Annotated in this window: 23 protein-coding genes and 1 tRNA gene; 7 read left to right on the top strand and 17 right to left on the bottom strand. The window is 57.5% G+C overall.

Annotation, left to right across the window (positions count from 1 at the left end):
* Positions 1-32: 32 nt before the first annotated feature.
* The 10 genes from ACNKID_RS00650 to ACNKID_RS00605 form a co-directional block, all read right to left on the bottom strand.
* Positions 33-845 (bottom strand): SLBB domain-containing protein, encoded by an 813-nt coding sequence (locus ACNKID_RS00650; protein ID WP_417911500.1) that lies wholly within the window; start codon positions 843-845, stop codon positions 33-35.
* 4 nt (positions 846-849) lie between these two features.
* The gene (locus ACNKID_RS00645) at positions 850-2,265 is read right to left on the bottom strand and encodes an outer membrane beta-barrel protein (RefSeq protein ID WP_417911499.1); all 1,416 of its coding nucleotides are present in this window, start codon (positions 2,263-2,265) and stop codon (positions 850-852) included.
* 27 nt (positions 2,266-2,292) lie between these two features.
* Positions 2,293-2,721: a hypothetical protein gene (locus ACNKID_RS00640; RefSeq protein WP_417911498.1), complete on the bottom strand. Its 429-nt coding sequence runs from the start codon at positions 2,719-2,721 to the stop codon at positions 2,293-2,295.
* A gap of 78 nt (positions 2,722-2,799) precedes the next feature.
* Positions 2,800-3,288: a deoxycytidylate deaminase gene (locus ACNKID_RS00635; protein ID WP_417911497.1), complete on the bottom strand. Its 489-nt coding sequence runs from the start codon at positions 3,286-3,288 to the stop codon at positions 2,800-2,802.
* Positions 3,285-3,680: a hypothetical protein gene (locus tag ACNKID_RS00630; RefSeq protein WP_417911496.1), complete on the bottom strand. Its 396-nt coding sequence runs from the start codon at positions 3,678-3,680 to the stop codon at positions 3,285-3,287. Before ACNKID_RS00630 ends, ACNKID_RS00635 begins: the two co-directional genes overlap by 4 nt.
* Positions 3,680-4,600, bottom strand: coding sequence for an alpha/beta hydrolase (locus ACNKID_RS00625; RefSeq protein WP_417911495.1), 921 nt, complete (start codon positions 4,598-4,600; stop codon positions 3,680-3,682). The genes ACNKID_RS00630 and ACNKID_RS00625 overlap by 1 nt, the downstream gene beginning before the upstream one ends.
* Entirely contained in the window at positions 4,600-5,421 is an 822-nt protein-coding gene (gene ppsR / locus ACNKID_RS00620; protein ID WP_417911494.1) for a pyruvate, phosphate dikinase/phosphoenolpyruvate synthase regulator, read from the bottom strand. The genes ACNKID_RS00625 and ppsR overlap by 1 nt, the downstream gene beginning before the upstream one ends.
* A gap of 5 nt (positions 5,422-5,426) precedes the next feature.
* Positions 5,427-5,699: a hypothetical protein gene (locus ACNKID_RS00615; protein WP_417911493.1), complete on the bottom strand. Its 273-nt coding sequence runs from the start codon at positions 5,697-5,699 to the stop codon at positions 5,427-5,429.
* Between the two features lie 6 nt (positions 5,700-5,705).
* Positions 5,706-6,755, bottom strand: a complete 1,050-nt coding sequence (locus ACNKID_RS00610) for an NAD(P)/FAD-dependent oxidoreductase (RefSeq protein ID WP_417911492.1) — start codon at positions 6,753-6,755, stop codon at positions 5,706-5,708.
* 3 nt (positions 6,756-6,758) lie between these two features.
* Positions 6,759-6,974, bottom strand: a complete 216-nt coding sequence (locus ACNKID_RS00605; RefSeq protein WP_417911491.1) for a hypothetical protein — start codon at positions 6,972-6,974, stop codon at positions 6,759-6,761.
* On the opposite strand from ACNKID_RS00605, the gene ACNKID_RS00600 reads away from it, so the two are divergent.
* A tRNA-Arg gene (locus tag ACNKID_RS00600) sits at positions 6,947-7,023 on the top strand. The two genes, ACNKID_RS00605 and ACNKID_RS00600, sit on opposite strands and share 28 nt — an antisense overlap.
* 873 nt (positions 7,024-7,896) lie before the next feature.
* On the opposite strand, the gene ccsB is transcribed toward ACNKID_RS00600, so the two are convergent.
* The 3 genes from ccsB to ACNKID_RS00585 all read right to left on the bottom strand — a co-directional run bounded on the left by ccsB (position 7,897) and on the right by ACNKID_RS00585 (position 10,540).
* Positions 7,897-8,748, bottom strand: a complete 852-nt coding sequence (gene ccsB, locus ACNKID_RS00595; RefSeq protein ID WP_417911490.1) for a c-type cytochrome biogenesis protein CcsB — start codon at positions 8,746-8,748, stop codon at positions 7,897-7,899.
* Between the two features lie 5 nt (positions 8,749-8,753).
* Positions 8,754-10,172: a cytochrome c biogenesis protein ResB gene (gene resB / locus ACNKID_RS00590; RefSeq protein WP_417911489.1), complete on the bottom strand. Its 1,419-nt coding sequence runs from the start codon at positions 10,170-10,172 to the stop codon at positions 8,754-8,756.
* 137 nt (positions 10,173-10,309) lie between these two features.
* Complete coding sequence (locus ACNKID_RS00585; RefSeq protein ID WP_417911488.1) at positions 10,310-10,540, bottom strand: hypothetical protein; 231 nt, start codon at positions 10,538-10,540, stop codon at positions 10,310-10,312.
* A gap of 241 nt (positions 10,541-10,781) precedes the next feature.
* Here ACNKID_RS00585 and ACNKID_RS00580 point away from each other — a divergent pair, with 241 nt between their 5' ends.
* The 3 genes from ACNKID_RS00580 (at position 10,782) to ACNKID_RS00570 (ending at position 13,452) form a co-directional block, all read left to right on the top strand.
* Entirely contained in the window at positions 10,782-10,991 is a 210-nt protein-coding gene (locus ACNKID_RS00580; RefSeq protein ID WP_417911487.1) for a hypothetical protein, read from the top strand.
* Position 10,992: 1 nt separating this feature from the next.
* Positions 10,993-11,844: a hypothetical protein gene (locus tag ACNKID_RS00575; RefSeq protein WP_417911486.1), complete on the top strand. Its 852-nt coding sequence runs from the start codon at positions 10,993-10,995 to the stop codon at positions 11,842-11,844.
* 201 nt (positions 11,845-12,045) lie between these two features.
* Positions 12,046-13,452 (top strand): mannose-1-phosphate guanylyltransferase/mannose-6-phosphate isomerase, encoded by a 1,407-nt coding sequence (locus ACNKID_RS00570; RefSeq protein ID WP_417911485.1) that lies wholly within the window; start codon positions 12,046-12,048, stop codon positions 13,450-13,452.
* A gap of 7 nt (positions 13,453-13,459) precedes the next feature.
* Here ACNKID_RS00570 and ACNKID_RS00565 read toward each other — a convergent pair whose 3' ends face one another.
* Positions 13,460-14,236 carry a uracil-DNA glycosylase family protein gene (locus ACNKID_RS00565; RefSeq protein ID WP_417911484.1) on the bottom strand — a complete coding sequence of 259 codons (777 nt, stop codon included), beginning with the start codon at positions 14,234-14,236 and terminating at the stop codon, positions 13,460-13,462.
* A gap of 3 nt (positions 14,237-14,239) precedes the next feature.
* Positions 14,240-14,572 (bottom strand): FtsB family cell division protein, encoded by a 333-nt coding sequence (locus ACNKID_RS00560; RefSeq protein ID WP_417911483.1) that lies wholly within the window; start codon positions 14,570-14,572, stop codon positions 14,240-14,242.
* Between the two features lie 96 nt (positions 14,573-14,668).
* Here ACNKID_RS00560 and ACNKID_RS00555 point away from each other — a divergent pair, with 96 nt between their 5' ends.
* A complete protein-coding gene (locus tag ACNKID_RS00555; RefSeq protein WP_417911482.1) occupies positions 14,669-15,085 on the top strand; it encodes a DUF523 domain-containing protein in 417 nt (138 codons plus the stop codon).
* Here the strand turns inward: ACNKID_RS00555 and tatC are convergent.
* Positions 15,072-15,797 (bottom strand): twin-arginine translocase subunit TatC, encoded by a 726-nt coding sequence (gene tatC, locus ACNKID_RS00550; RefSeq protein WP_417911481.1) that lies wholly within the window; start codon positions 15,795-15,797, stop codon positions 15,072-15,074. The genes ACNKID_RS00555 and tatC overlap by 14 nt on opposite strands.
* A 223-nt stretch (positions 15,798-16,020) precedes the next feature.
* On the opposite strand from tatC, the gene serS reads away from it, so the two are divergent.
* Positions 16,021-17,292, top strand: coding sequence for a serine--tRNA ligase (serS, locus tag ACNKID_RS00545; RefSeq protein WP_417911480.1), 1,272 nt, complete (start codon positions 16,021-16,023; stop codon positions 17,290-17,292).
* Between the two features lie 86 nt (positions 17,293-17,378).
* Entirely contained in the window at positions 17,379-18,380 is a 1,002-nt protein-coding gene (locus ACNKID_RS00540; RefSeq protein WP_417911479.1) for a hypothetical protein, read from the top strand.
* A gap of 13 nt (positions 18,381-18,393) precedes the next feature.
* Here the strand turns inward: ACNKID_RS00540 and ACNKID_RS00535 are convergent, their stop codons facing one another.
* Complete coding sequence (locus ACNKID_RS00535; protein WP_417911478.1) at positions 18,394-18,630, bottom strand: hypothetical protein; 237 nt, start codon at positions 18,628-18,630, stop codon at positions 18,394-18,396.
* Between the last annotated feature and the right edge of the window lie 384 nt (positions 18,631-19,014).

Below are 19,014 nucleotides of genomic sequence, written 5' to 3'. Positions count from 1 at the left end.
GCGAAGAGAGGGGAGAGGGAGAAGGCGGGAACTCAGAAAAAACTTTCTGGCACCTCGACAACATCGTCCGGCAGCACAGGCGTGTCGAGGTCAACACCCTTCAGCACCTGCTTTTTGCCGTCCGCCGACCGGTTGATTCTGACACGGGATTTGGCGGCGATGCCAGTGAAGCCGCCTGCCAAGGAAACCATCTTCAGCACCGTCGCTCCGTGAGCGCAGGGATACATGCCAGGACGGTTGACCTCGCCGGTGACATAGGCCACCGGCGCATCTTCGGCTTTTGCCGCCGCGACAGAAACGGTCTCGCCGCCCAGCAGCCGCAGATTGTCAGCTCCGCCGCCGTTTTCAATCAGCTTTTTGATATCCACATTGAGGATCTCCTGCCTGCCGTCCGCTCCAGCTCTGGTCACGGTCGCCGACGTGCCGACATCCTTGAGCAGCAGGCCGCCGGCTTTGGAGATCACCTCCAGCAGGGTGGCCGGGCCGCTCAGCTCCACCAATCCGGGATTCTTCACCGGCCCGAGGACGATCACCTTGAGGCTCTTGAATTCCTCAACATATATCTGCACCTGCGGTTTGACAAGATAGCCGTCAGCAAGCAGGGTTTCTACTTTTTTGGCAGCGGCGGAAGGTTTCAAGCCGCCGACCTGCACCGCGCCGATCAGAGGAAATTCAATCTGACCGCTTTCCGAAACTCTGGCTTTCGTTTTGAGATCCTCATGGCCGTAGACGGTGATCGTCAGCACGTCGCCGGAGCCGATTTGGTACGGCTCATCAGCCAAGACAGGCAGGCCAAGCAGAAGCAGCACTGCGCAGAGGAGCAGCACGGCAGCTTGCAGTTTCATTGCGTCACCTTGAGGCGCGCACACCGAGGCCGATGGTGCGGCTTTCGTAGTCCAGCTCGTCAAAGCTGGAATCTTTCTTGTCAAAACTGCCATAGAGGTTCAAGAACAGCCATTTGGTCAGGGCGTACTGAAGCTCCGGCTTCACATACCAGCGTTCGTCAAGCCGGTTCTCCCCCTCAAACTGCTCATATTCCGAATCCTCGTAGATGAAGTTGATGTCGCCCCGCAGGCGGTTGGAGAAGCGGTAGTCAAAGGCGATGCGTCCTGCGAACACAGATTTGTTCAAGGCTTGGAGGCTGTCTGTCTGCTCGATGTTGTACTTCGCGTTCAGCAGCAGGCTGCTTTTCCTCGTCATCTGCCAGATGCCTTGGATTTCAAAATCCATCCCTGCGTCCTTGTCGTCGCGGAAAAGGTTTGATGTCTGATCATAGTCCACATCCTCATAATCGTAGCGCACCTGCTGATAGCCTATCTTGGCCATGAGAGAGGTCTTGACTGTCGCCTGCCAGTTCATGCCGATGTTGAGATAGGTGTTGCCGTTGTCCGGCACCTTGTTCTCGTCATACGCGGCGAGGAGATAATGCCCGCCCAGAAAAAACTTGGTCTTCGGACTGTATTCGTAGCCCAGCGCGGCTTCAAAACCGTTGTCACTCCGGTTCATGAAGTCATTGACCGTATCTTCATAGAGGAGAAGGAAATTCTTGTAGCCGACTTTAGCCGAGAACTTGTCGGAAAACTGCCAGTCCGCGCCCAGCCCGAACAGGTTGGAATCATAGACCCGGTTGTTTTCGGCTGTGGCTTCGGTGATGTTGAAGATGTCTTGGCTGAGGCTGTATTTGTCTAAAACCCGCAGAGTCAGTCTGCTGCCGGGCTGGTACTGAATCAGCCCCTCGAAGCCGCTCTCCGTGTGGTTCAGCTCGGAGTTGGCCGAATAGTTCATGAAATCCAGTCTCCCGCCCAGATAGACCTGATACTTGTTGAACACATCGTACTCGGTCAGCGAATACTGCGTGCCGCCGGTGGCTGTGTTGTCCAAGGCGAGCTGCAAAGGCCGCCGCGAGCGGCGCGGCCAAGTGAACCAGACCGCAGGTGAAATGCGGGTGAGAAAGTTGTCCACCTTCTCGGTGCGGTGATTGTACAGGTTGTCCGTCCATTCGCCGTTCAGGCTGAGGGCGGCATGACCATAGCTGTTGCGGAAACCAAAAACATGGCCTTTTTCCTCCAGCTCGTCCTCATCCTTGCTCTTTTTCTTTTCCTTCTTTTCCTTGCTGGTGTCGCTGCCGGAAGCGGCCTTCGTCGGCTCGTTTTTTGTCTCCTTTGTCTCCTCGGCCATGTCTGCCGTCGCCTTCTTCTCTTCACCGGAAGCCGCGCCTGCGCACAAAGCGAAGGTCAGCAGCAAAAACAACGAAACCTTCTTCATATGAATGAGGTTGCCTGCAAAGTTGAGTTATTGAATATGGCTGGGAGTTGACGGGCTGGCGTACTGCTTGGGCGCAGCGGCACCTGAATCGTTGGGGAAGAACACATCGCGGTCGTTGAGGGCCAAGCGGGAGCCGCATTCAGCGATGCTCTCTTCCAAGGCGGTGCTGACCTCCTCGATGGTGATGCCGAGCTTGTCCGCCGCCTCCCGCACTTCTGTCCTCTCAACCCCGGCGCAGTACAAGGCCTTCAAGGAAAGCCGGGTGTCAAATTTCTCGCTGTTGCTGACAATGAAGGTCAGGATCTCGTGCGGGCTGACCTCGTTGATCAGCGCGTTCTCCACCGCCCGGTCAAGGCCGAGCTTGTCAAAATCTTTGGCGAAATCGTCAGTCCACGCCGCAGCGGCAGAGGTGGCGGCCATTGTCAGCAGGAAGGCGGCGGCAAATATTTTTTTCATTTTTTTTCTCCAGAGCATCTGCTTGTGCGAGCGAGAATCATTCTCTGTCAAATTATATCAGCTCCGCTGAAAAAAACATCACCCAAATGACACCAGCACCGAACTCCGCTCCGGCGCGAACTGCCTGCATTTGACCCCGGCTTTCTCAAACATGATTTTTGCCGCCTTGACGGAATCAGTGTTGCTGTACTTGTCGGACAGATAGATGATCTCGCGGATGCCGGATTGAATAATCACCTTGCCGCACTCGTTGCAGGGGAAGAGGGCCACGTAGATGCGGCAGTCGTGCAAGTCGCGGCTGGTCGAGTTCAGCACCGCGTTCAGCTCGGCATGGCAGACGTAGGGATATTTGGTGTCCAAGTAGCTGCCTTCGCGGCTCCACGGCAGGTCATCGTCCGAGCAGCCCCAGGGAAAGCCGTTGTAGCCCACGCCGATGATCTTGTTGGCCGCGCTGGCCACGCAGGCCCCGACTTGGGTGTTCGGATCCTTGGAGCGCAGCCCGGAAAGGAGGGCCACAGCCATGAAATACTCATCCCAAGAAAGATAATCTGTGCGTTTTTCGGTCATCGTGCTGCGCCCTGCCTTGTGTTGTCGGCTGCCGTCACCTCCATGCAGCCCTGCATCGTCTCGTTGTCAACTTGCAGCAGGCCGTTGTCAGTCCGCATCGCCTTGCTGCAAGCCTGCAACGGCTCAATGTCAAGCAGCAATGCCGCATTGCAGACCTGCAACGCCTCGTTGTCAGCTTGCATCGCCGCATTGCAAGTCAGCAGAGGGTCACTGCAAGCCTGCAATGCCTCGTTGTCAGTCCGCAATGCCTCGCTGCAAGCCTGCAACGGCTCAATGTCAAGCAGCATTGCCGCATTGCAGACCTGCAACGCCTCGTTGTCAGCTTGCATCGCCGCATTGCAAGTCAGCATCAGGCCGCTGTCAGCCTGTGCCGCCTTGATGCCAGCTGGCATCAAGGCTCATTGACTTTGCTGGCAGCCTTGAACTGCTTCCGCCGGACGCGCCAGTCATCCGCGCCGGTGACTTGACGGACAAAACGGCTGATGGCCAGAAAATAGTGTTTGCCGCCGACCGCAATCAGCGAGTTATGATCCGCGCCAGGCACAACTTGCAGCTCCTTGTTCCGCGCCCCGCTTTCGGCGTGGAGCTTTTCCGCCTGCCAGAGGGGAATCAGCGTGTCGCGCTGGCCATGAAGGAGGAAGGTGGGCTTGGTCACTCTGCTGATTTTGCCCGCGTTGTTGAAGGTCTGCTCCTCGGTGACAGTCACATCCTTGAGCATGTCGCCCAAGCCCAGCGTCTCCGCCAGCGGCAGTGTCAGAGCGAATCCGCTTTCGATGATCAGGCCGCTGATTTCCGCATTATGCGAGGAGGCCAGTTCAATCGCCGCAGCCGAGCCAAGCGAGCGGCCCATCAGAAAGAGCGCGGGGCCGTAGCCGTTTGTTTGCAGATATTGTTTCAGCTGGTCATGCAGCACGTGGCTGTCCGCAAGCAGATTGGCGTAGGACGGACTGCCGCCGCTCCAGCCGTAGCCGCGATAATCCACGACCAGGAAATTCAGCCCGGCCTCCATGTACAGCGGGCCGATGTCGTCGTAATCGGCGACTATCTCGCCGTTGCCGTGAAAGAACAGAATGGTCGGCGCGGCCTTGTCCGCTGTGAACAGACGGCAGCCAATCGTGATGCCCGGAGCAACTTCGATGTCAATATCCGCCGCGCCGGGCGGCAGAACGGTGCGGGCCGCAGCGCGGGGCCGGAAAAGGACGCGCTGCACTTCAGGACGGTTCATAATCTCTTGTGCGGTTGGTGCGGGCCGCTCCGGGCCGGTGCAGCTCCAGAGCAGAAGAATTGGCAGCAGAAAGCGCAGCAGCTGCATCAGCGTTTCCGCCCTTTTTTGCAGATGCCCGGCAGGTTGGTCACTTCAGCGGACAGCTCCTCGATGGATTTGCCCTCGGTGTGCACAATCTGAATGCCGTGCTGCATGTAGAGCTGCTCGGCCCGCTGGAGTTCCGCCCGGCAGGTGGTGATGGCGGCGTATTTGCTGCCCCGGTAGCGCTCCTCGCGGATGCGGTGGAGAAACTGCGGCGTGACAGTCAAGCCGACGGCGCGGGTCCGGTTGCGGATGATGTCCGCAGGCAGCTCATAGGCATCGAGATGATCGGCGGTCAGCGGGAAATTCGCCGCCTTCAGGCTCATGTGCGTGGCGATATAGACGCTGACCGGAGTCTTGCCGGTGCGCGACACGCCGATCAGGATAATGTCGGCCTGATCGTAGCCTTCTGTTCTTTTGCCGTCGTCATGCTCCAGCGTGTAGCGGATGGCCTCCACCCGTTTCTCGGTCTTGGCATCGTCGCGGTTGCGGTAATAGCCGGGCTGATGCAGGGCCTTGGCCTCCAGAATGTGCTCCAGCTTGCTGAGAAAGCCGCCGTAGAGGTCAATCAGCTCCACTTCGGCGATGTCAAAGATTTGGCGCACTTCCTCTTCCATGATCGTGCAGAAGATCAAAGGCTGAAGGCCGCCGGACTGCTTCAGTATCCGGGCCAGCGCCAGCTCTGCGTCGCGCCTTTCACGGACAAAGGGAATCTTCTCTTCATTGAAGCCGATCTCCGGGAACTGGCAGAGCATGGACTTGCCCATCTCCTCAGCCAGCAAGGCGGTGGAATCGGAGATATAATAGACATCTTTGGAATTCCACATGGCGTTCAGGTCCTTTTATGGCAGAACAGGCAGCGGTAGGTTGGCGGATGCTTTTCCGGCAGCGGCATTTTTCCTGATCCTTGGCCGTGGCACGCGCCGCAGTGCTTCTCCGCCTCTTTTTTGTCCATCTCAAGATACTGCTTATGCTTTGCGTCATGCGGCAGATGGGCGGTGGTCTCCGGCGGTGCTTTCAGCAAAACAACGAGAATGCTGCCGCAGACCGCGATGAAGAGCAGGTTGTAGACGAGGAGATTTTTTTTCTTCTTTTCTTCCGGCATGAGCGTTCACTTTGCTTGCGGAGCTGGAGCCATCTCCAAAGCGTGGAAGCTGATCAGCCTGCTGCGCAGCAGCAGCAGCAGCAGCTCCATCAGCGCAAAGGAGCAGAAGGGATGCCGGGCGGAGATGTCTATCACCCGGCGGTGCCGCGCCTGCCTGCGGATCACAGCGGCCAGCTCGCGCTCGTCGCTGTTCGGGTTGAGGATGCGGCGGGCGACGGTCTCGCCGGAGACAACAGCCGGATAAATGCCTTCACCGGTCAGGCCGGAAGCCAGGCCGGCCGCGTCGCCTGCCAGCCAGACCGGGCCGAAGGAATAGCCTCGGTAGTCGTAATTGATCAGCGCGGCTTGGCAGGCCAGCTCGTCCAGCTGAAAGCCGCGTCCTGCCGCCCACCTGAGGAGATTGCGCTTCAGCCGGCCAGCGGACATGTCCGACTGCGGACTGTAGGCACCGACAGAGACGCTGTTTTTATGCGGAAATATCCAAGCGTAGCCGCAGCCAAAGGCGCGTGCGCTGAGATGCCATTCCATGCGCTCATAAACTTGCCGCACTTGGAAATTGATGCCTGTGCCGCGCTCCTCAGCCGGGAGGCCAAGGCTGCGCCGCACCAGCGAATTAGCCCCATCCGCGCCCACCAAATGCGAGCAGGCGAAGGTCTTGCTCGCGCCGCCGCTGAGAGCAGTCACCCGCAGGCCGTCAATCGCTGTCACCTTGCTGTCAGTGATGATCTCGGCTCCGGCCTGCGCCGCCTGCCTGGCCATCCATTGCCCCAGCGTCCGGCGGCTGATGGTGGCGATGATCGGTTCCGGCTCGCGCACCACGGTGTTCTGGCAGGAAGTGAAGATGTGCTGCTCGCTGAAGCAGCCTTCGATCAGCTCCTCCGGCACCAGCCGGAGCAGGCCGTCCCATGTGATGCCGCCAGCGCAAACCTTGGGGCCGATCTCCTGCCGCCGCTCCAGAACCAGCGTCTTGCGGCCCTGCTCGGCCAAGACTTTGGCGCAGGCCAATCCTGCTGGCCCGGCTCCAACAATGAGGATGTCTGTGCTGACAGAGGACATGAACTAACAGAACAAGGGTTGCAGGAACACCGCAGGGGCGGCACGGGCGCAATCGCCCCCATGCTTTTTACCAGCAAGAGAGGATTTCCGCAACAGAAGGGCGGAAAAATACAGCAGGAGGCTGGCGCGGCGGATTTTCCCAAAAAAAGACTTGTGCGATTTTTTTTTTTCGGCTAAATAGTACGTCCACTGCACCTGTAGCTCATCTGGATAGAGCATCGGACTACGAATCCGGTGGTGGCAGGTTCGAATCCTGCCAGGTGCGCCAAAGAAAATTCAGGGAGTTGCTGCTGAACAGCAGCAGCTCCCTTTTTTCTTTCCTCTCATTCCCTTCCCCATCCTGCCCCAGCTTTTTTGCTCATGAATGTAAAATGCCCCTGCTGCGGGACTGATCTGGCTTCATTTTAACGACGCAGCAAGGAGAGCCGCAGCAGGCTGCTCTGGCCATTTTTCCTGTCATTTCGCGCAACGCGGGAAATCCCGCGAGGCAGACAGACAGGAGCTTCCTTGCTTTTCTCGGAACAGCAGCAATTCTGGAGGCTTGCCTGAAAGACAGGTGCCGCATCTCAAATCTGGGATGGCTCATCTGAAAGATAGATGCCGCACTCCAAGTTTGGGATGCCTTGCCTGAAAGACAGGTGCCGCATCCCAAATCTGGGATGGCTCATCTGAAAGATAGATACCACACTCCAAGTTTGGGATGCCTTGCCTGAAAGACAGATGCCGCATCCCAAATCTGGGATGGCTCATCTGAAAGATAGATGCCGCACTCCAAGTTTGGGATGCCTTGCCTGAAAGACAGGTGCTGCATCCTAACTCTGGGATAGCTCATCTGAAAGATAGATGCCGCATCCCAAGTTTGGAATGCCTTGAAAATAATATGCGCGAGGCGCAGGAAATACAGGCGGCTGGGCTGAAATATAGACAGCTGGGCTGTCCGACAGATGCCGCGCCTTCAGAGCCAAAGCGGGAAAATCTCAAAAGGCTGCCAAACAGGAGCTTCCCCGCTGCGCCCGGAATGACAGTGCGCAGTCATGCAGATGCTCCGGCTCTGCTGCGACTTCTCTGCCAAGGCCTTGGATTGGCTCTCTGTAATCGAGCCGGAAAGGGGCCATAATTCTTCGTGAAAGAAGGCGGCAGATCAGTTGGAGCCGTAGCTGTGGAGTCCTGCCAAAAGGAAATTCACTCCAAAATAAGTGAAGAAGACCGAGATGAAGCCAAGCACTGCCAGCCAAGCGATGCGGGTGCCGCTCCAGCCGCGTGTGAAGCGGGCGTGCAGGCTCAGGGCGTAGACAAACCAGGTGATGATGGACCACGTTTCTTTCGGATCCCAGCTCCAATAGGTGCCCCAAGCTTCGTTCGCCCAGACCGCGCCGGTGATGATGCCCGCGCTCAGCCACATGAAGCCGAAGATGATGGTCTTGTGGATGAGGTCGTCCAGCACGCGCAGCTCTGGCAGACTGCCGGTCAGCGTCGCGGCGGGAAGCTGGCGGTTCTGGGCGAACTGCTTGAGCAGATACATGATGCCCACGCCGGCGGCCACAGCGAAGGCTCCGTAGCCGATAAAGCAGGTGATGACGTGCGCGATTAGCCAATTGGACTGAAGGGCAGGCACCAGCGGGCTGATCTCCTTGCTGATGTCCTTGTCAACTGCGGCGTAAGCCAAGGCGATGAAGGGGAAGGGCATGGCGAAGGCCCCAATCACCGGCAGCTTGAACTTGATCTCTAGGAGGACATAGAAAATGGCCGCGCACCAGGCGAAGAAGAGCAGCGACTCGTACATGTTGGTCAGCGGCGCATGGCCGATGCCGAGCTTGTAGGATTCGTGCCAGCGCAGGCCAAGACCGGCGGTTTGAAGGACTATGCCAAGAACAGCCAGCGCAAGGCCAATCTGGCCAGCTCTGCGCTGCCGGAAGACCAGCAGGCCGATGTAGAAAACTGAAGACAGCAGGTAGGCGATGGTTGTAATGCCAAAAAGCTGCGAGCTGTTCATGATGGTTAGTTGTTTTCCGCAGAATGGGTAGATTGGGTGCTGCTGCCAAAGCCCTCGGCCAAGGCAGCAAACGTCTTCTCAAAACCGAGGCTGTTCTTGTTGGCTTGACCTATGAACACCACCGCAGCCCCGCCGTCCTTCTCCTGCACCCAAGCCCAGACTTTGCGGTGCGACATGAAAAAGGCGACGTACAGACCAAGCAGCATCAGAGCGCAGCCGCTGTAGACCCACCAGACACCCGGATCTTTGGAAACTTGGAGTCCTGTGGCGTAATGAGGGCCGATTCTCAGCTCATATTTTGCGCTGGGACGCTCGACAATCACCGGCCTGCCGTAGCTCAGCGCGAACATGGAGGGCGGTCCCTGCGAGTCCATCAGCCAAATCTGCATCTCAGTGGTCATGCCTTCGCCGGAGGGTGAAGGCACGCTCTGCGCGTCTTTGATGCGCACCATGCCTTGGCCGCCGCTCTCATCTTGCCAGCTGTGTGTTTTGTCCCATTGCTGCGGATCGACCGAAAAGACAAACTTCTTGCCGGTTTTCATGTTGGTCAAATGAATAATCGGCTTTTTCATGTCATTATAGCTGGATTGATAAAACGTCACACCTTTGTAGATCAGCGGTTTGTTGACCTCAATTGTTGTGGACAGCATTTCTTTGCCGTTCTCGCTGATCGTCAGGCCAGAGATATAATCTTTCGGCATTCCGTTGTCATAAAAATGGATGTCGAAAAAGTCGCAGCGCACAGCGAAACCGAGGGGGATTTCACTCTCGTCGTCAAAAGAAAAAATACGGCTGGTTTCACGCAGCTCCGGCAGGAGCACGCTGCCTTTGAAGGCGAACTGCGGATTTTGAAGCAGTTTCTTCGCCACGGTCGGCGAACCGATGACCGCGCCGAGCAGGATGATCAGGATCGAGATGTGGACGACATAGACACCGTAACGGGTCCATGCGCCTTTCTGGGCAAAAAGCAGGATGCCAGCCTCTTTAGGGCGCGAAGCGGTTTTCCAGCCGTTGTTGGCCAGCCACGCCGCCGCTTTGTCAGCAGCTAAGGCCGCAGGCCCGGCAGCCTGAACGTTCCGCTGCATTTTCATTTTCAGGAGCTGCTCCGGCTCGGTCTCCAAGTTGTCCTTGTGCGCCAGGCGGATCACGCCGGGCAGCCGGTCCAAGCTGCACACCGTCAGATTCAGACTGAACGCGCCCAGCAAGAAAAGGAACCAAACGGAGCTGTACATGTCGTCCAGATCCAGTGCCTGTATCATTGCCGCGCCGGATTTCCCCCAAGCCTCAGTGTAATGCTCAGGCGGCTGGTTCTGCTGGATGACCGTGCCGATGATGGAGGTGGAGGCAAGCAGGCCGATCAGCACTAGAGCGAGCTGGACTGAAGCGAGGAATGCCCAGACCGGATTTTTTACTTTTGCAGCCATGAATTGAACGGCGTTTTGGGAAAATGAAATGAGAAGACGGAAACAAACAGGAAAGCGGAGGCTCGGACTATTCAAGCATGGGCCGGAAAATCTGTCAAAGATTTTTTTCCGGCCCATGCCGGGCAGAAGAACAGCGGTCAGAACAGACCGTCCGCCGCGTCGTCCGCAGGATCGTTGTCCGGCTCGTCTGCCGGAAAGATGTCCGGGGTGAATATCTCTTCGCTGGCGCGTGAGCCTTTATTTTTCAGCTCCGGCATGACATGCTCCCTGATCTGTTCAATTTCGCGCGGCAGGAGACTGTCTTCACGGCAGGCAGGGCATTCTTTGACGTGACTGTCTACAAACTGCATCATGCGGCCCGGAGCCATAGTTTCCTGCCTGACGTGTGTGTACCACTCTTTCACCAGACGGAGCAGCTGTTTGCATTGCATGGAAGAGGGATTTTTGGCAAAGGTTAAAGGAGATAAAAAGAGGATGAGTGAAAAAACGAATTAAATCATCGTGATAAAAAAATAATACTCCGCAGGGGAGAGCCGCTGAATTATTTGATATTTTAATTATAAAAAAAGTTGTATTTCAGGTCAATATTTATTACAACCTGCAAACAAGTTGCCTGCGCTGGAACAAGACAGCCATGGCGTGGACGCGAAGCCTCAGGATGCAGCAACATCCGGCCTTCCTCCGAACTTTTCCGCATTCTTGAAAAAAGCATTGACAAGCAGAATTCAGGCTGGGTACCTTACACAGAAACGCTCTGCAACCGCGCAGGAAAACAAGGGGGAGCAGCAATTTAATTTTTTTTTAAAAAAAGGAGAATAAAGTGAACAGCAACGGAAAACAGCTCGCCATCGGGATGGTCGCCTGCTTCCTGCTTCTGCTGGCCGATTCTGCGGGAGCGCAGTCGACAGGAGGACAAATGCAGGGGACAAGTGGAATGCCGGACGTAAGCGGCATCCAGCAGCAGATGCAGGCGCAAATGATGCAGCAAATGGCGCAGCAGATGCAAGCAGCTTCGCCGGCGGCTCAGATGGCTCGGCAGCCTTCCCAGCCCTCCGCAGGGCAGCAGATGCAGGGGACAAGTGGAATGCCGGACGTAAGCGGCATCCAGCAGCAGATGCAGGCGCAAATGATGCAGCAAATGGCGCAGCAGATGCAAGCAGCTTCGCCGGCGGCTCAGATGGCTCGGCAGCCTTCCCAGCCCTCCGCAGGGCAGCAGATGCAGGGGACAAGTGGAATGCCGGACGTAAGCGGCATCCAGCAGCAGATGCAGGCGCAAATGATGCAGCAAATGGCGCAGCAGATGCAAGCAGCTTCGCCGGCGGCTCAGATGCAGCAGACTCCAAGCCAGCAGGTTTCTCCGTCTTCAGCTGGGATGATTCCGGACGCAGGTGGCATTCAGCAGCAGATGCGGGGGCAGGTGGCTCCGCAAATGATGCAGCAGACGGCCCGGCAGATGCAGGCGGCCTCGCCTGCGGTTCAGATCATGCAGCAGACTCCAAGCCAGCAGGTTTCTCCGTCTTCAGCTGGGATGATTCCGGACGCAGGCGGCATCCAGCAGCAGATGCGGGGGCAGATGGCACCGCAGGTGATGCAGCAGACAGCCCGGCAGATGCAGGCGGCCTCGCCTGCGGTTCAGATCATGCAGGGCGACGCGGGCGGTGCGCAGCGGTAATCCCTGCAACAGCGAGGGATCGATCGATTGCCAGGCGCAGCGGGCAGCCCAGCCCTCTGCCAAAATGACGGCAGGAATCACCCCGGTCTGATCATCAAATAAGTGCGATGAGAATATCAAGCAGACGGTCTGCAGCCTGAGCCGTACCAGAGGGGGCGCACAGAGCGTCCCCCTTTTTCTTTCCTTTTGACACGGAAGATCATGCGCATTCAGCCTGTCATTTTAGCCGGCGGCACCGGCACCCGGCTTTGGCCGCTCTCTCGCGAGCTGTATCCCAAGCAGCTCCTTTGTCTGACCGGGGAGCAGACACTGCTGCAAACTACCCTGACGAGGATCAGTCTGCTGCCGGGCCTGCTGCCGCCGCTCATCGTGGTTGGCGAGGAGCACCGCTTTCTGACTAAAAACCAGGTTGATGAGCTGATGCTCTTCCCAGACTGCCGCCTGCTGCTGGAGCCGCTGGGCAAGGACACCGCCCCGGCGGTCTGCGGCGCAGCCATCTTCGCCCGCCAGCAGGCGCAGGAAAACCTCCTCCTGCTTGTGCTGCCTGCGGATCATCTCATTGCCCGGCCCGACGACTTTGTCCGCGCCGTGGCCAAGGCCCAAGAGCAGGCGGAGCAGGGCTGGCTGACCACCTTCGGCATTGTTCCCGACCGCCCGGAAACCGGCTACGGCTACATCCGCCGGGCAGCGGACGGCAAAGTGGAGTCTTTTGTCGAGAAGCCCGATTTAGTCACAGCGCAGCGGTATCTTGCTGAAGGCGGCTGGCTCTGGAACAGCGGCATGTTCGCCTTTCCAGCGGACAAGCTGCTGGCCGAGTTCCGCCTCCACGCCCCGGAGATATTGCGCTGCATGGAGATTGCTGTGGAGAAAGGCCGCAGCGACGGAGCCTTTTTCCGTTTTGACGAAGCGGCCATGCAGCAGTCGCCTGCCAAGTCGGTGGATTACGCCCTGATGGAGAAAACAGCCTGCGCGGCTGCGGTGGAGGCGGATTTCGGCTGGAGCGACATCGGTTCGTGGAGTTCGCTGCACGAAGTGGCGGCCAAAGACGGGCGGGGCAATGTGGTCAGCGGCGACGTGCTGCTGGAGGACGTGGAAAACTGCCTGATCCGCTCTGAGGACACGCTGGTGGCCGCCGTCGGCCTGCGAGACACGTTGGTGGTCGAGACAGCGGACGCAGTGCTGATCGCGCCTCTCAGCCGCTCGCAGGACATCAAAAAAATCGTCAACAAGCTGAAGGCGAAAGGCCGCCCGGAGTTCCGCAGCCACCGCACCGTGCACCGGCCTTGGGGCAGCTACACCACCTTGGAGCTGCATGACCGCTTTCAGATCAAGCGGATCACGGTCTCGCCCGGCGCACGGCTTTCCTCGCAGATGCACCATCATCGGCATGAACATTGGGTGGTGGTGCGCGGCACTGCCAAGGTGGAGAAGAGCGGGGAGCAGTTCCTCCTTCGCGAGGACGAATCCACATACATCCCGCTGGGCACCGTCCATCGCTTGGAGAATCCCGGCGTGATCCCGTTGGAGCTGATCGAAATTCAGATTGGCAGCTATCTCGGCGAGGACGATATCGTCCGCTTTGACGATGTGTATGGACGGAGAGCCTGAGAAAAAATTAGCCCGGCTTGGCGGCCAGCCGCCGCTGGAGCAGCTGTAAATCCTCCCAAGCCGCCCACCTCAGATCAAGCTGCTGGAGGAGCAGGCGGGGATGATAGGTGACCAGCACCTGCGCCTGTGAGGCCGCTGTCAGGCGGCAAGGATGAAGTTTACCGCGCAGCCGCAGCAGAGGGATTTTTTTGCCGGTCAGCAGCCAAGCGGCGGTTTCGCCCACTGCACAGAGCAGAGCGGGGCGCAGGCTCCTCAGCTCCTGCTCCAGCCAGAAGAGGCAGCCTTGGGCAGTTTTGTCTGAAGGAGGCAGAGCCTGCTGGACGCACTTCACGGTGTTAGTGACATAGACTGCATTCCGGTCAAGCTGGATTTTGGCCATCATTCGCCAAAACAGCTCGTCTTCTTCCCGGCTCCAAAGGACATCGGCGGCGGCAAGCGAAGCAAGGCGGCAGTCGCCGACCACCACCAGCTTCGGCCTTTCCGCGCCTAAGCCCGGCGCAGGATCCGCAGCAGCTGTACAGCGACGGCAGCCAGAAAGCTGCCGGGCGATTTCGCTCAGAGTAAGCACCGCCTGCTGCTGGGCGGCTGGCTCTGTCTTTTTTTCCACAGGAGCTGGCCGCCGTTCGGCCCGCAACGGCGGAGAGGCAGGTGTTGAGCACCGGCCTGCGGCAAAATGGCGCAGTTCCAGCGCAGCAGGATAACTGCTCAGGCCAAGGACGGCATGAGCGGCCAGCAAGTTGCGAGTCTGGCGGAGCAGATGGAGCAGGACGGCTGGATCAGTCATGGATCAGGGAGATTTTTCCTCCGGCGGCGGGGAGACATAATAAACCTCCTCGTTTTTTTTCAGCATTCCGTATTTCTCTCTGGCGATCTTCTCCAGATACCGCTCGTCATGCTGGAGCAGACGGATTTCCTCGTTGAGTTGGATAGTTGCCTGTAGCAGTGTTTCATTCTCCTTCTCTGCGGTCTCAGTCTGCTTGTTCACCTGCCGCAGTCTGTGCAAGCTGCATTTCGGCGCAACGGTGAGAAAAAGCAGGGCAAGTATGAATGCGGATAGCAGCAGCCGCGCCAACGCCCGTTTTTCCCGTCTGTTGAAACCCTGCCTCCGCTGCCGCACCATGCCTCCCGCCGCTGCTTTTTTGCAGACAAGCGAATAATTTTAGGGACTGCCTTTGAAGAAGCGGCTATATTCCGCTGCCGTCCTTTCCACTATACCATGTCCGCGCCGAAACTTGAACGCTGCATCGTCAGTGCCTGCCTGAGCGGCCTCTGCACCCGCTACGACGGGCGGAACAAGCCCGACCGCCGCTGCTTGAAAATGCTGAAGCAGTATTGCTGGCTGCCCGTCTGCCCGGAGCAGCTCGGCGGCCTGCCCACGCCCCGCATTCCGGCTGATCTGACCGGCAGCGGCGCGGAAGTTTTAGCGGGCCAAGCTGCGGTTGTCACCAAAGAGGGCCTAGATGTCACGCGGCAATTCATAACCGGGGCTGAAGCGGTTTTGCAGATTGCTCAGGCGCAGAATATCCGCTTGGCCCTGCTCAAGGCCCGCAGCCCTTCCTGCGGCCTGACACCGCAGCCGGGCGTGACCGCCGCCCTGCTGCTTGCGCACGGCATCGAGATCATGGAATTTTAGCCGCCTCCCGCTGTTCGTCAACGCGCAGTAGGCGGATGACAAGAATTCCGGCCTCATAGAGCAGATAGAGCGGACCGCCCATCAGGGCCATGTTGACCACGTCCGGCGTGGGAGTCAGCATGGCCGCCAGAATGGCGATGGCCAGCACGGCGTAGCGGCGGTTTTTCGCATAAAAACGATGGGGCAGTGCGCCGCTTTGGGCGGAGAAGACCATGAAGACCGGCAGCTCGAAAATCAGCCCGAAGGCCAGCACAAGCACGGTCACAAAATTGACAAAGCTGCCGATGGCAATGAAAGGCTTCAGGTGCTCGGACTGAAAGCCGAGCAGGAAGCTCGCGCCGTAGGGCAATGTGACGAAGACGCAAAACAGGCTGCCGAGATAGAAGAGCAGGCAGGTGGCGGCGGTGAACCAGAAGAGCTTGTTGCCGGTCACGCCAAAGGGCTTGCCCAGCGCCTTCCAGAGGATGTGCATGAAGAGCGGCATCAGGCAATAGACCGCGCCGAAAAAGGCGGCCTTGACATGGGCGAGAAAAGGTTCGGCCACTGAGAAGAAATACAGTTTTTCGTGCAGATGCGCCTGAAAGGCCCCTATCAGACCGGAGGAGAGGAAAAAAATCGCCGCTGTCAACCCGATCAGGCTGAATGCCGCAAAACGGAGCGATTTGCGCAGTTCCGCGAGAAAAGCAGTCAGGTTTTTGAGGTGTTCTTGCACGGAATGCCGGGCCGGTTAGATTGATTTTTTTACATAAGCCGCAATTTGTTGGCAGGCAGGGGCAAAAGATTTTTTGCCCCTACAGTTTCACGGACGTGTTCTTTGTAACAAACCCGCAGAGCAAAATCAATTGAATACCCATTGCGGAGCAGCTCCAGCCATGCTAAAAAAGCAGGCGGAGAATTGACCACACAGCCTGCTGCCACTTTCACCCTTTGCCATCATGCTTGAATTACGCTTTATTCGGGAAAATATCGCCTTAGTCCGGGAAAAATGCCTCCGCCGGGGCATGACGACAGAACTCATTGATTCTTTCCTTGCTGCTGATGCCCGGAGGCTGACTCTGCTGGCCGAGACTGAGCAGCTAAAAAATCAGCGCAACACCGTCTCGAAAGACATCGCCCAGCTGAAAAAGGCGGGTGATGAGGCCAAGGCCGAGCCGCTGATTGTAGAAATGCGCCACGTTTCCGACCGGATTGCGGAATTGGACCGGGTCTTGGCCGAGATCGAGACCGAGCTGGAAGGTGTGGTCATGTCCATTCCCAATCTCTGCGACGACTCCGTGTCAGTCGGCAAAGACGACAAGGACAATATCGAGGTGAAACGCTGGGGCGCGATTCCTGAATTTTCCTTCCAGCCCAAACCGCACTGGGAAATCGGCGAGCAGCTCGGCATCCTTGATTTCGAGACCGCAGCCAAGCTCTCCGGGGCGCGCTTCTGCCTGCTCAAGGGCTTCGCCTCGCGGCTGTCGCGTGCCCTGATTAATTTCTTCCTCGACCTGCACACCCAGAAGCACGGCTACACCGAATTCCTGCCGCCCTTCATGGTCACGGCGCAGACCATGACCGGCACCGGCCAGCTGCCTAAATTCAAGGAAGATCTGTTCAAGCTCGAAGGCCGCGACCTCTGGCTGATTCCGACCGCCGAGGTGCCGCTGACCAACATCCACGCCGACGCGACTCTGAGCGAGGCCGAGCTGCCGCTGAAATACACCGCCTACACGCCCTGCTTCCGCTCCGAGGCTGGTTCCTATGGCAAGGACACACGCGGCCTGATCCGCCAGCATCAGTTTGACAAGGTGGAGCTGGTGAAATTTGTCACGCCGGAGACCTCGGCGCAGGAACTGGAGTCCCTGCTTGCCGACGCGGAAGAAGTGCTGCAACTGCTGGAGCTGCCTTACCGGGTGGTTGCCCTTTGCTCCGGAGACCTTGGTTTCTCTTCGGCCAAAACCTATGACATTGAGGTTTGGCTGCCCGGCCAGAACACATACCGGGAAATTTCCTCCTGCTCCAACTTCCTCGATTTTCAAGCGCGGCGAGCAGGCATCCGCTACCGGCCTGAAGGCGAAAAGAAAAGCCGCCTTGTCCACACGCTGAATGGCTCCGGCTTGGCGGTTGGCCGCACCTTGGTGGCAATTTTGGAGAACTATCAGCAAGAAGATGGCACGGTGCGGCTGCCCAAGGTGCTGGAGCCGTATTTCAGCAGCCGCTTCTGAGGCGCACTTGACACCGTTCCTGCCGGGAGGTATCACTAAAGCAGCAAAAAAAATCTGCGTTACAGAACTTCTGCACGGGATGAACAATGAGGAGAGCGTTTTTCGCTGTCGTGTCGCTGATCCTTTTCGTCAGCAGCTTGACTGCGGCTTGGGCGGGCGAAAAAGAAGAGGATCTGCTCAAGGCGATGGAAGCCATTGTCCAGCAGTATAAGTCGGAAGGGGGAGGCCAGCAGCAGTCCATAGACGCGTTGCCCGCCCCAATAACTGACAAGCCGACTGCGGATCAGCAGAGCAGCCAGCTTCAACAGCAGCCTCTGCCTGCCGCTGCGGAACGGTTGCTGACGGTTGCTCCGGTTCTTGAGGTGTCACGGCCAGCAGAGCAGCCGCAGCAGATTCCGACAGAAGCCGCGCAGTCTACAGCAGCACTACAGAAGCAGCAGAATAAGAATATGCCGCAGGAAACGACTGCGGCATTCAACCCGAACAGCACAGCCCCGGTCGCTTCCGCGCCGGAAACTGCCAAGGATTCTTTTCAACTGGAACCATCTCCAGTCTGGCTTGCCAATGATGACATCATCAATGTGATTGAGCAGGCGGTGCGGCAGTACAGGGCCAATGATCTTGCCGGAGCGATTTCCAATCTTGATTACGCCGCCCAGCTCATCCGTCAGAAAAAGAGCGAGCGGATGAAGGCCCTGCTGCCAGTACCGCTGCCCGGCTGGCAGGCCAAACCAGCTTCAGCGAAATCCCTTGGCGCGGCGGTTTTCGGCGGCGGCTCAACAGTCAGCCGCGACTATTTCACCGCCAGCTCGGCGCTCTCCATGGAGATTGTCTCCGACTCTCCGGTGTTGCAGTCCATCATCATGATGCTCAACAACCCACTCTTCGCCGGAGCTTCAGGCGGCAATATCCAGACCATCAAGCAGCAGCGGGCGATGATTAAATACAATGCCTCTGATCGCAGCGGCGAAATCAATATTGTTGTGGCCGGTCGTTTCATTGTCACCATTAAAGGCCGCGCCGTTGATCAGGACACCATGCTCCGTTATGCTGAAGCGATGGATTTTGAAATGCTGGCAAAAAATTGACAGCAGTGTGCAACTATGCTGATGTGTCAGCTTGGATCTGAATTACTGGTCTTTCCGTATAACGATCTGATTCAAGATGTCTTGCAGCTTGCTTGCATAACCATGAAATAATACTCCTCTCCTGCCCGCTGGCAAAGAAGTTTAGGTTGGCAACAGAGGAGTTCTGCTCAGCAGAAGAGAAGTTTGGCTTGGCAACACTGCTTTCTTGTTGAGCAACAAAGGAGTTTTGTCGACTAAAATTCCTCTTCAAGTCGGCAAAACTCCTCTGCGGCTCAGCAGAACTCCTTTCCTGTCGAGTGCAACTCTTTTGTAAGTCGGCAGCACTCCTCTGTTGTCAAGCCAAACTGCTTTGTATAGCCAAACGCTGGGTGCCGATCAGAAAATCAATGCAATCCTATTCAGTTATTTTTGATCTAATATAACACATGCGGGGAGTCATGGGTTTTTGAAGATTTATAGATCACAACTTGGGTTAGAACTACAACAAAATACTACGTCTTAATCCAAGTTGCGACCTGCAAAACTTGGGTTGTCACTGCTTCTTGAGGGATTTCTCTGTTTTGAACTTTGGCAGGAATTGCAGCCAGGCGGAACGCCGCGTCATGCGCTGCGGAACCGCTTTGCTCCGGCTGAA

This window comes from Candidatus Electronema sp. TJ (genome assembly GCF_048287355.1).
GTDB lineage: Bacteria > Desulfobacterota > Desulfobulbia > Desulfobulbales > Desulfobulbaceae > Electronema.
Note: the sequence above shows the minus strand (reverse complement) of the source record. Positions and strands in the feature narration are given on the sequence as shown.

Coding starts and splice junctions, on each gene's coding strand:
- ACNKID_RS00650 (WP_417911500.1), bottom strand. CDS start 845: ATGAAACTGCAAGCTGCCGTGCTGCTCCTCTGCGCAGTGCTGCTTCTG.
- ACNKID_RS00645 (WP_417911499.1), bottom strand. CDS start 2,265: ATGAAGAAGGTTTCGTTGTTTTTGCTGCTGACCTTCGCTTTGTGCGCA.
- ACNKID_RS00640 (WP_417911498.1), bottom strand. CDS start 2,721: ATGAAAAAAATATTTGCCGCCGCCTTCCTGCTGACAATGGCCGCCACC.
- ACNKID_RS00635 (WP_417911497.1), bottom strand. CDS start 3,288: ATGACCGAAAAACGCACAGATTATCTTTCTTGGGATGAGTATTTCATG.
- ACNKID_RS00630 (WP_417911496.1), bottom strand. CDS start 3,680: ATGCCAGCTGGCATCAAGGCGGCACAGGCTGACAGCGGCCTGATGCTG.
- ACNKID_RS00625 (WP_417911495.1), bottom strand. CDS start 4,600: ATGCAGCTGCTGCGCTTTCTGCTGCCAATTCTTCTGCTCTGGAGCTGC.
- ppsR (WP_417911494.1), bottom strand. CDS start 5,421: ATGTGGAATTCCAAAGATGTCTATTATATCTCCGATTCCACCGCCTTG.
- ACNKID_RS00615 (WP_417911493.1), bottom strand. CDS start 5,699: ATGCCGGAAGAAAAGAAGAAAAAAAATCTCCTCGTCTACAACCTGCTC.
- ACNKID_RS00610 (WP_417911492.1), bottom strand. CDS start 6,755: ATGTCCTCTGTCAGCACAGACATCCTCATTGTTGGAGCCGGGCCAGCA.
- ACNKID_RS00605 (WP_417911491.1), bottom strand. CDS start 6,974: ATGCTCTATCCAGATGAGCTACAGGTGCAGTGGACGTACTATTTAGCC.
- ccsB (WP_417911490.1), bottom strand. CDS start 8,748: ATGAACAGCTCGCAGCTTTTTGGCATTACAACCATCGCCTACCTGCTG.
- resB (WP_417911489.1), bottom strand. CDS start 10,172: ATGGCTGCAAAAGTAAAAAATCCGGTCTGGGCATTCCTCGCTTCAGTC.
- ACNKID_RS00585 (WP_417911488.1), bottom strand. CDS start 10,540: ATGGCTCCGGGCCGCATGATGCAGTTTGTAGACAGTCACGTCAAAGAA.
- ACNKID_RS00570 (WP_417911485.1), top strand. CDS start 12,046: ATGCGCATTCAGCCTGTCATTTTAGCCGGCGGCACCGGCACCCGGCTT.
- ACNKID_RS00565 (WP_417911484.1), bottom strand. CDS start 14,236: ATGACTGATCCAGCCGTCCTGCTCCATCTGCTCCGCCAGACTCGCAAC.
- ACNKID_RS00560 (WP_417911483.1), bottom strand. CDS start 14,572: ATGGTGCGGCAGCGGAGGCAGGGTTTCAACAGACGGGAAAAACGGGCG.
- ACNKID_RS00555 (WP_417911482.1), top strand. CDS start 14,669: ATGTCCGCGCCGAAACTTGAACGCTGCATCGTCAGTGCCTGCCTGAGC.
- serS (WP_417911480.1), top strand. CDS start 16,021: ATGCTTGAATTACGCTTTATTCGGGAAAATATCGCCTTAGTCCGGGAA.
- ACNKID_RS00540 (WP_417911479.1), top strand. CDS start 17,379: ATGAGGAGAGCGTTTTTCGCTGTCGTGTCGCTGATCCTTTTCGTCAGC.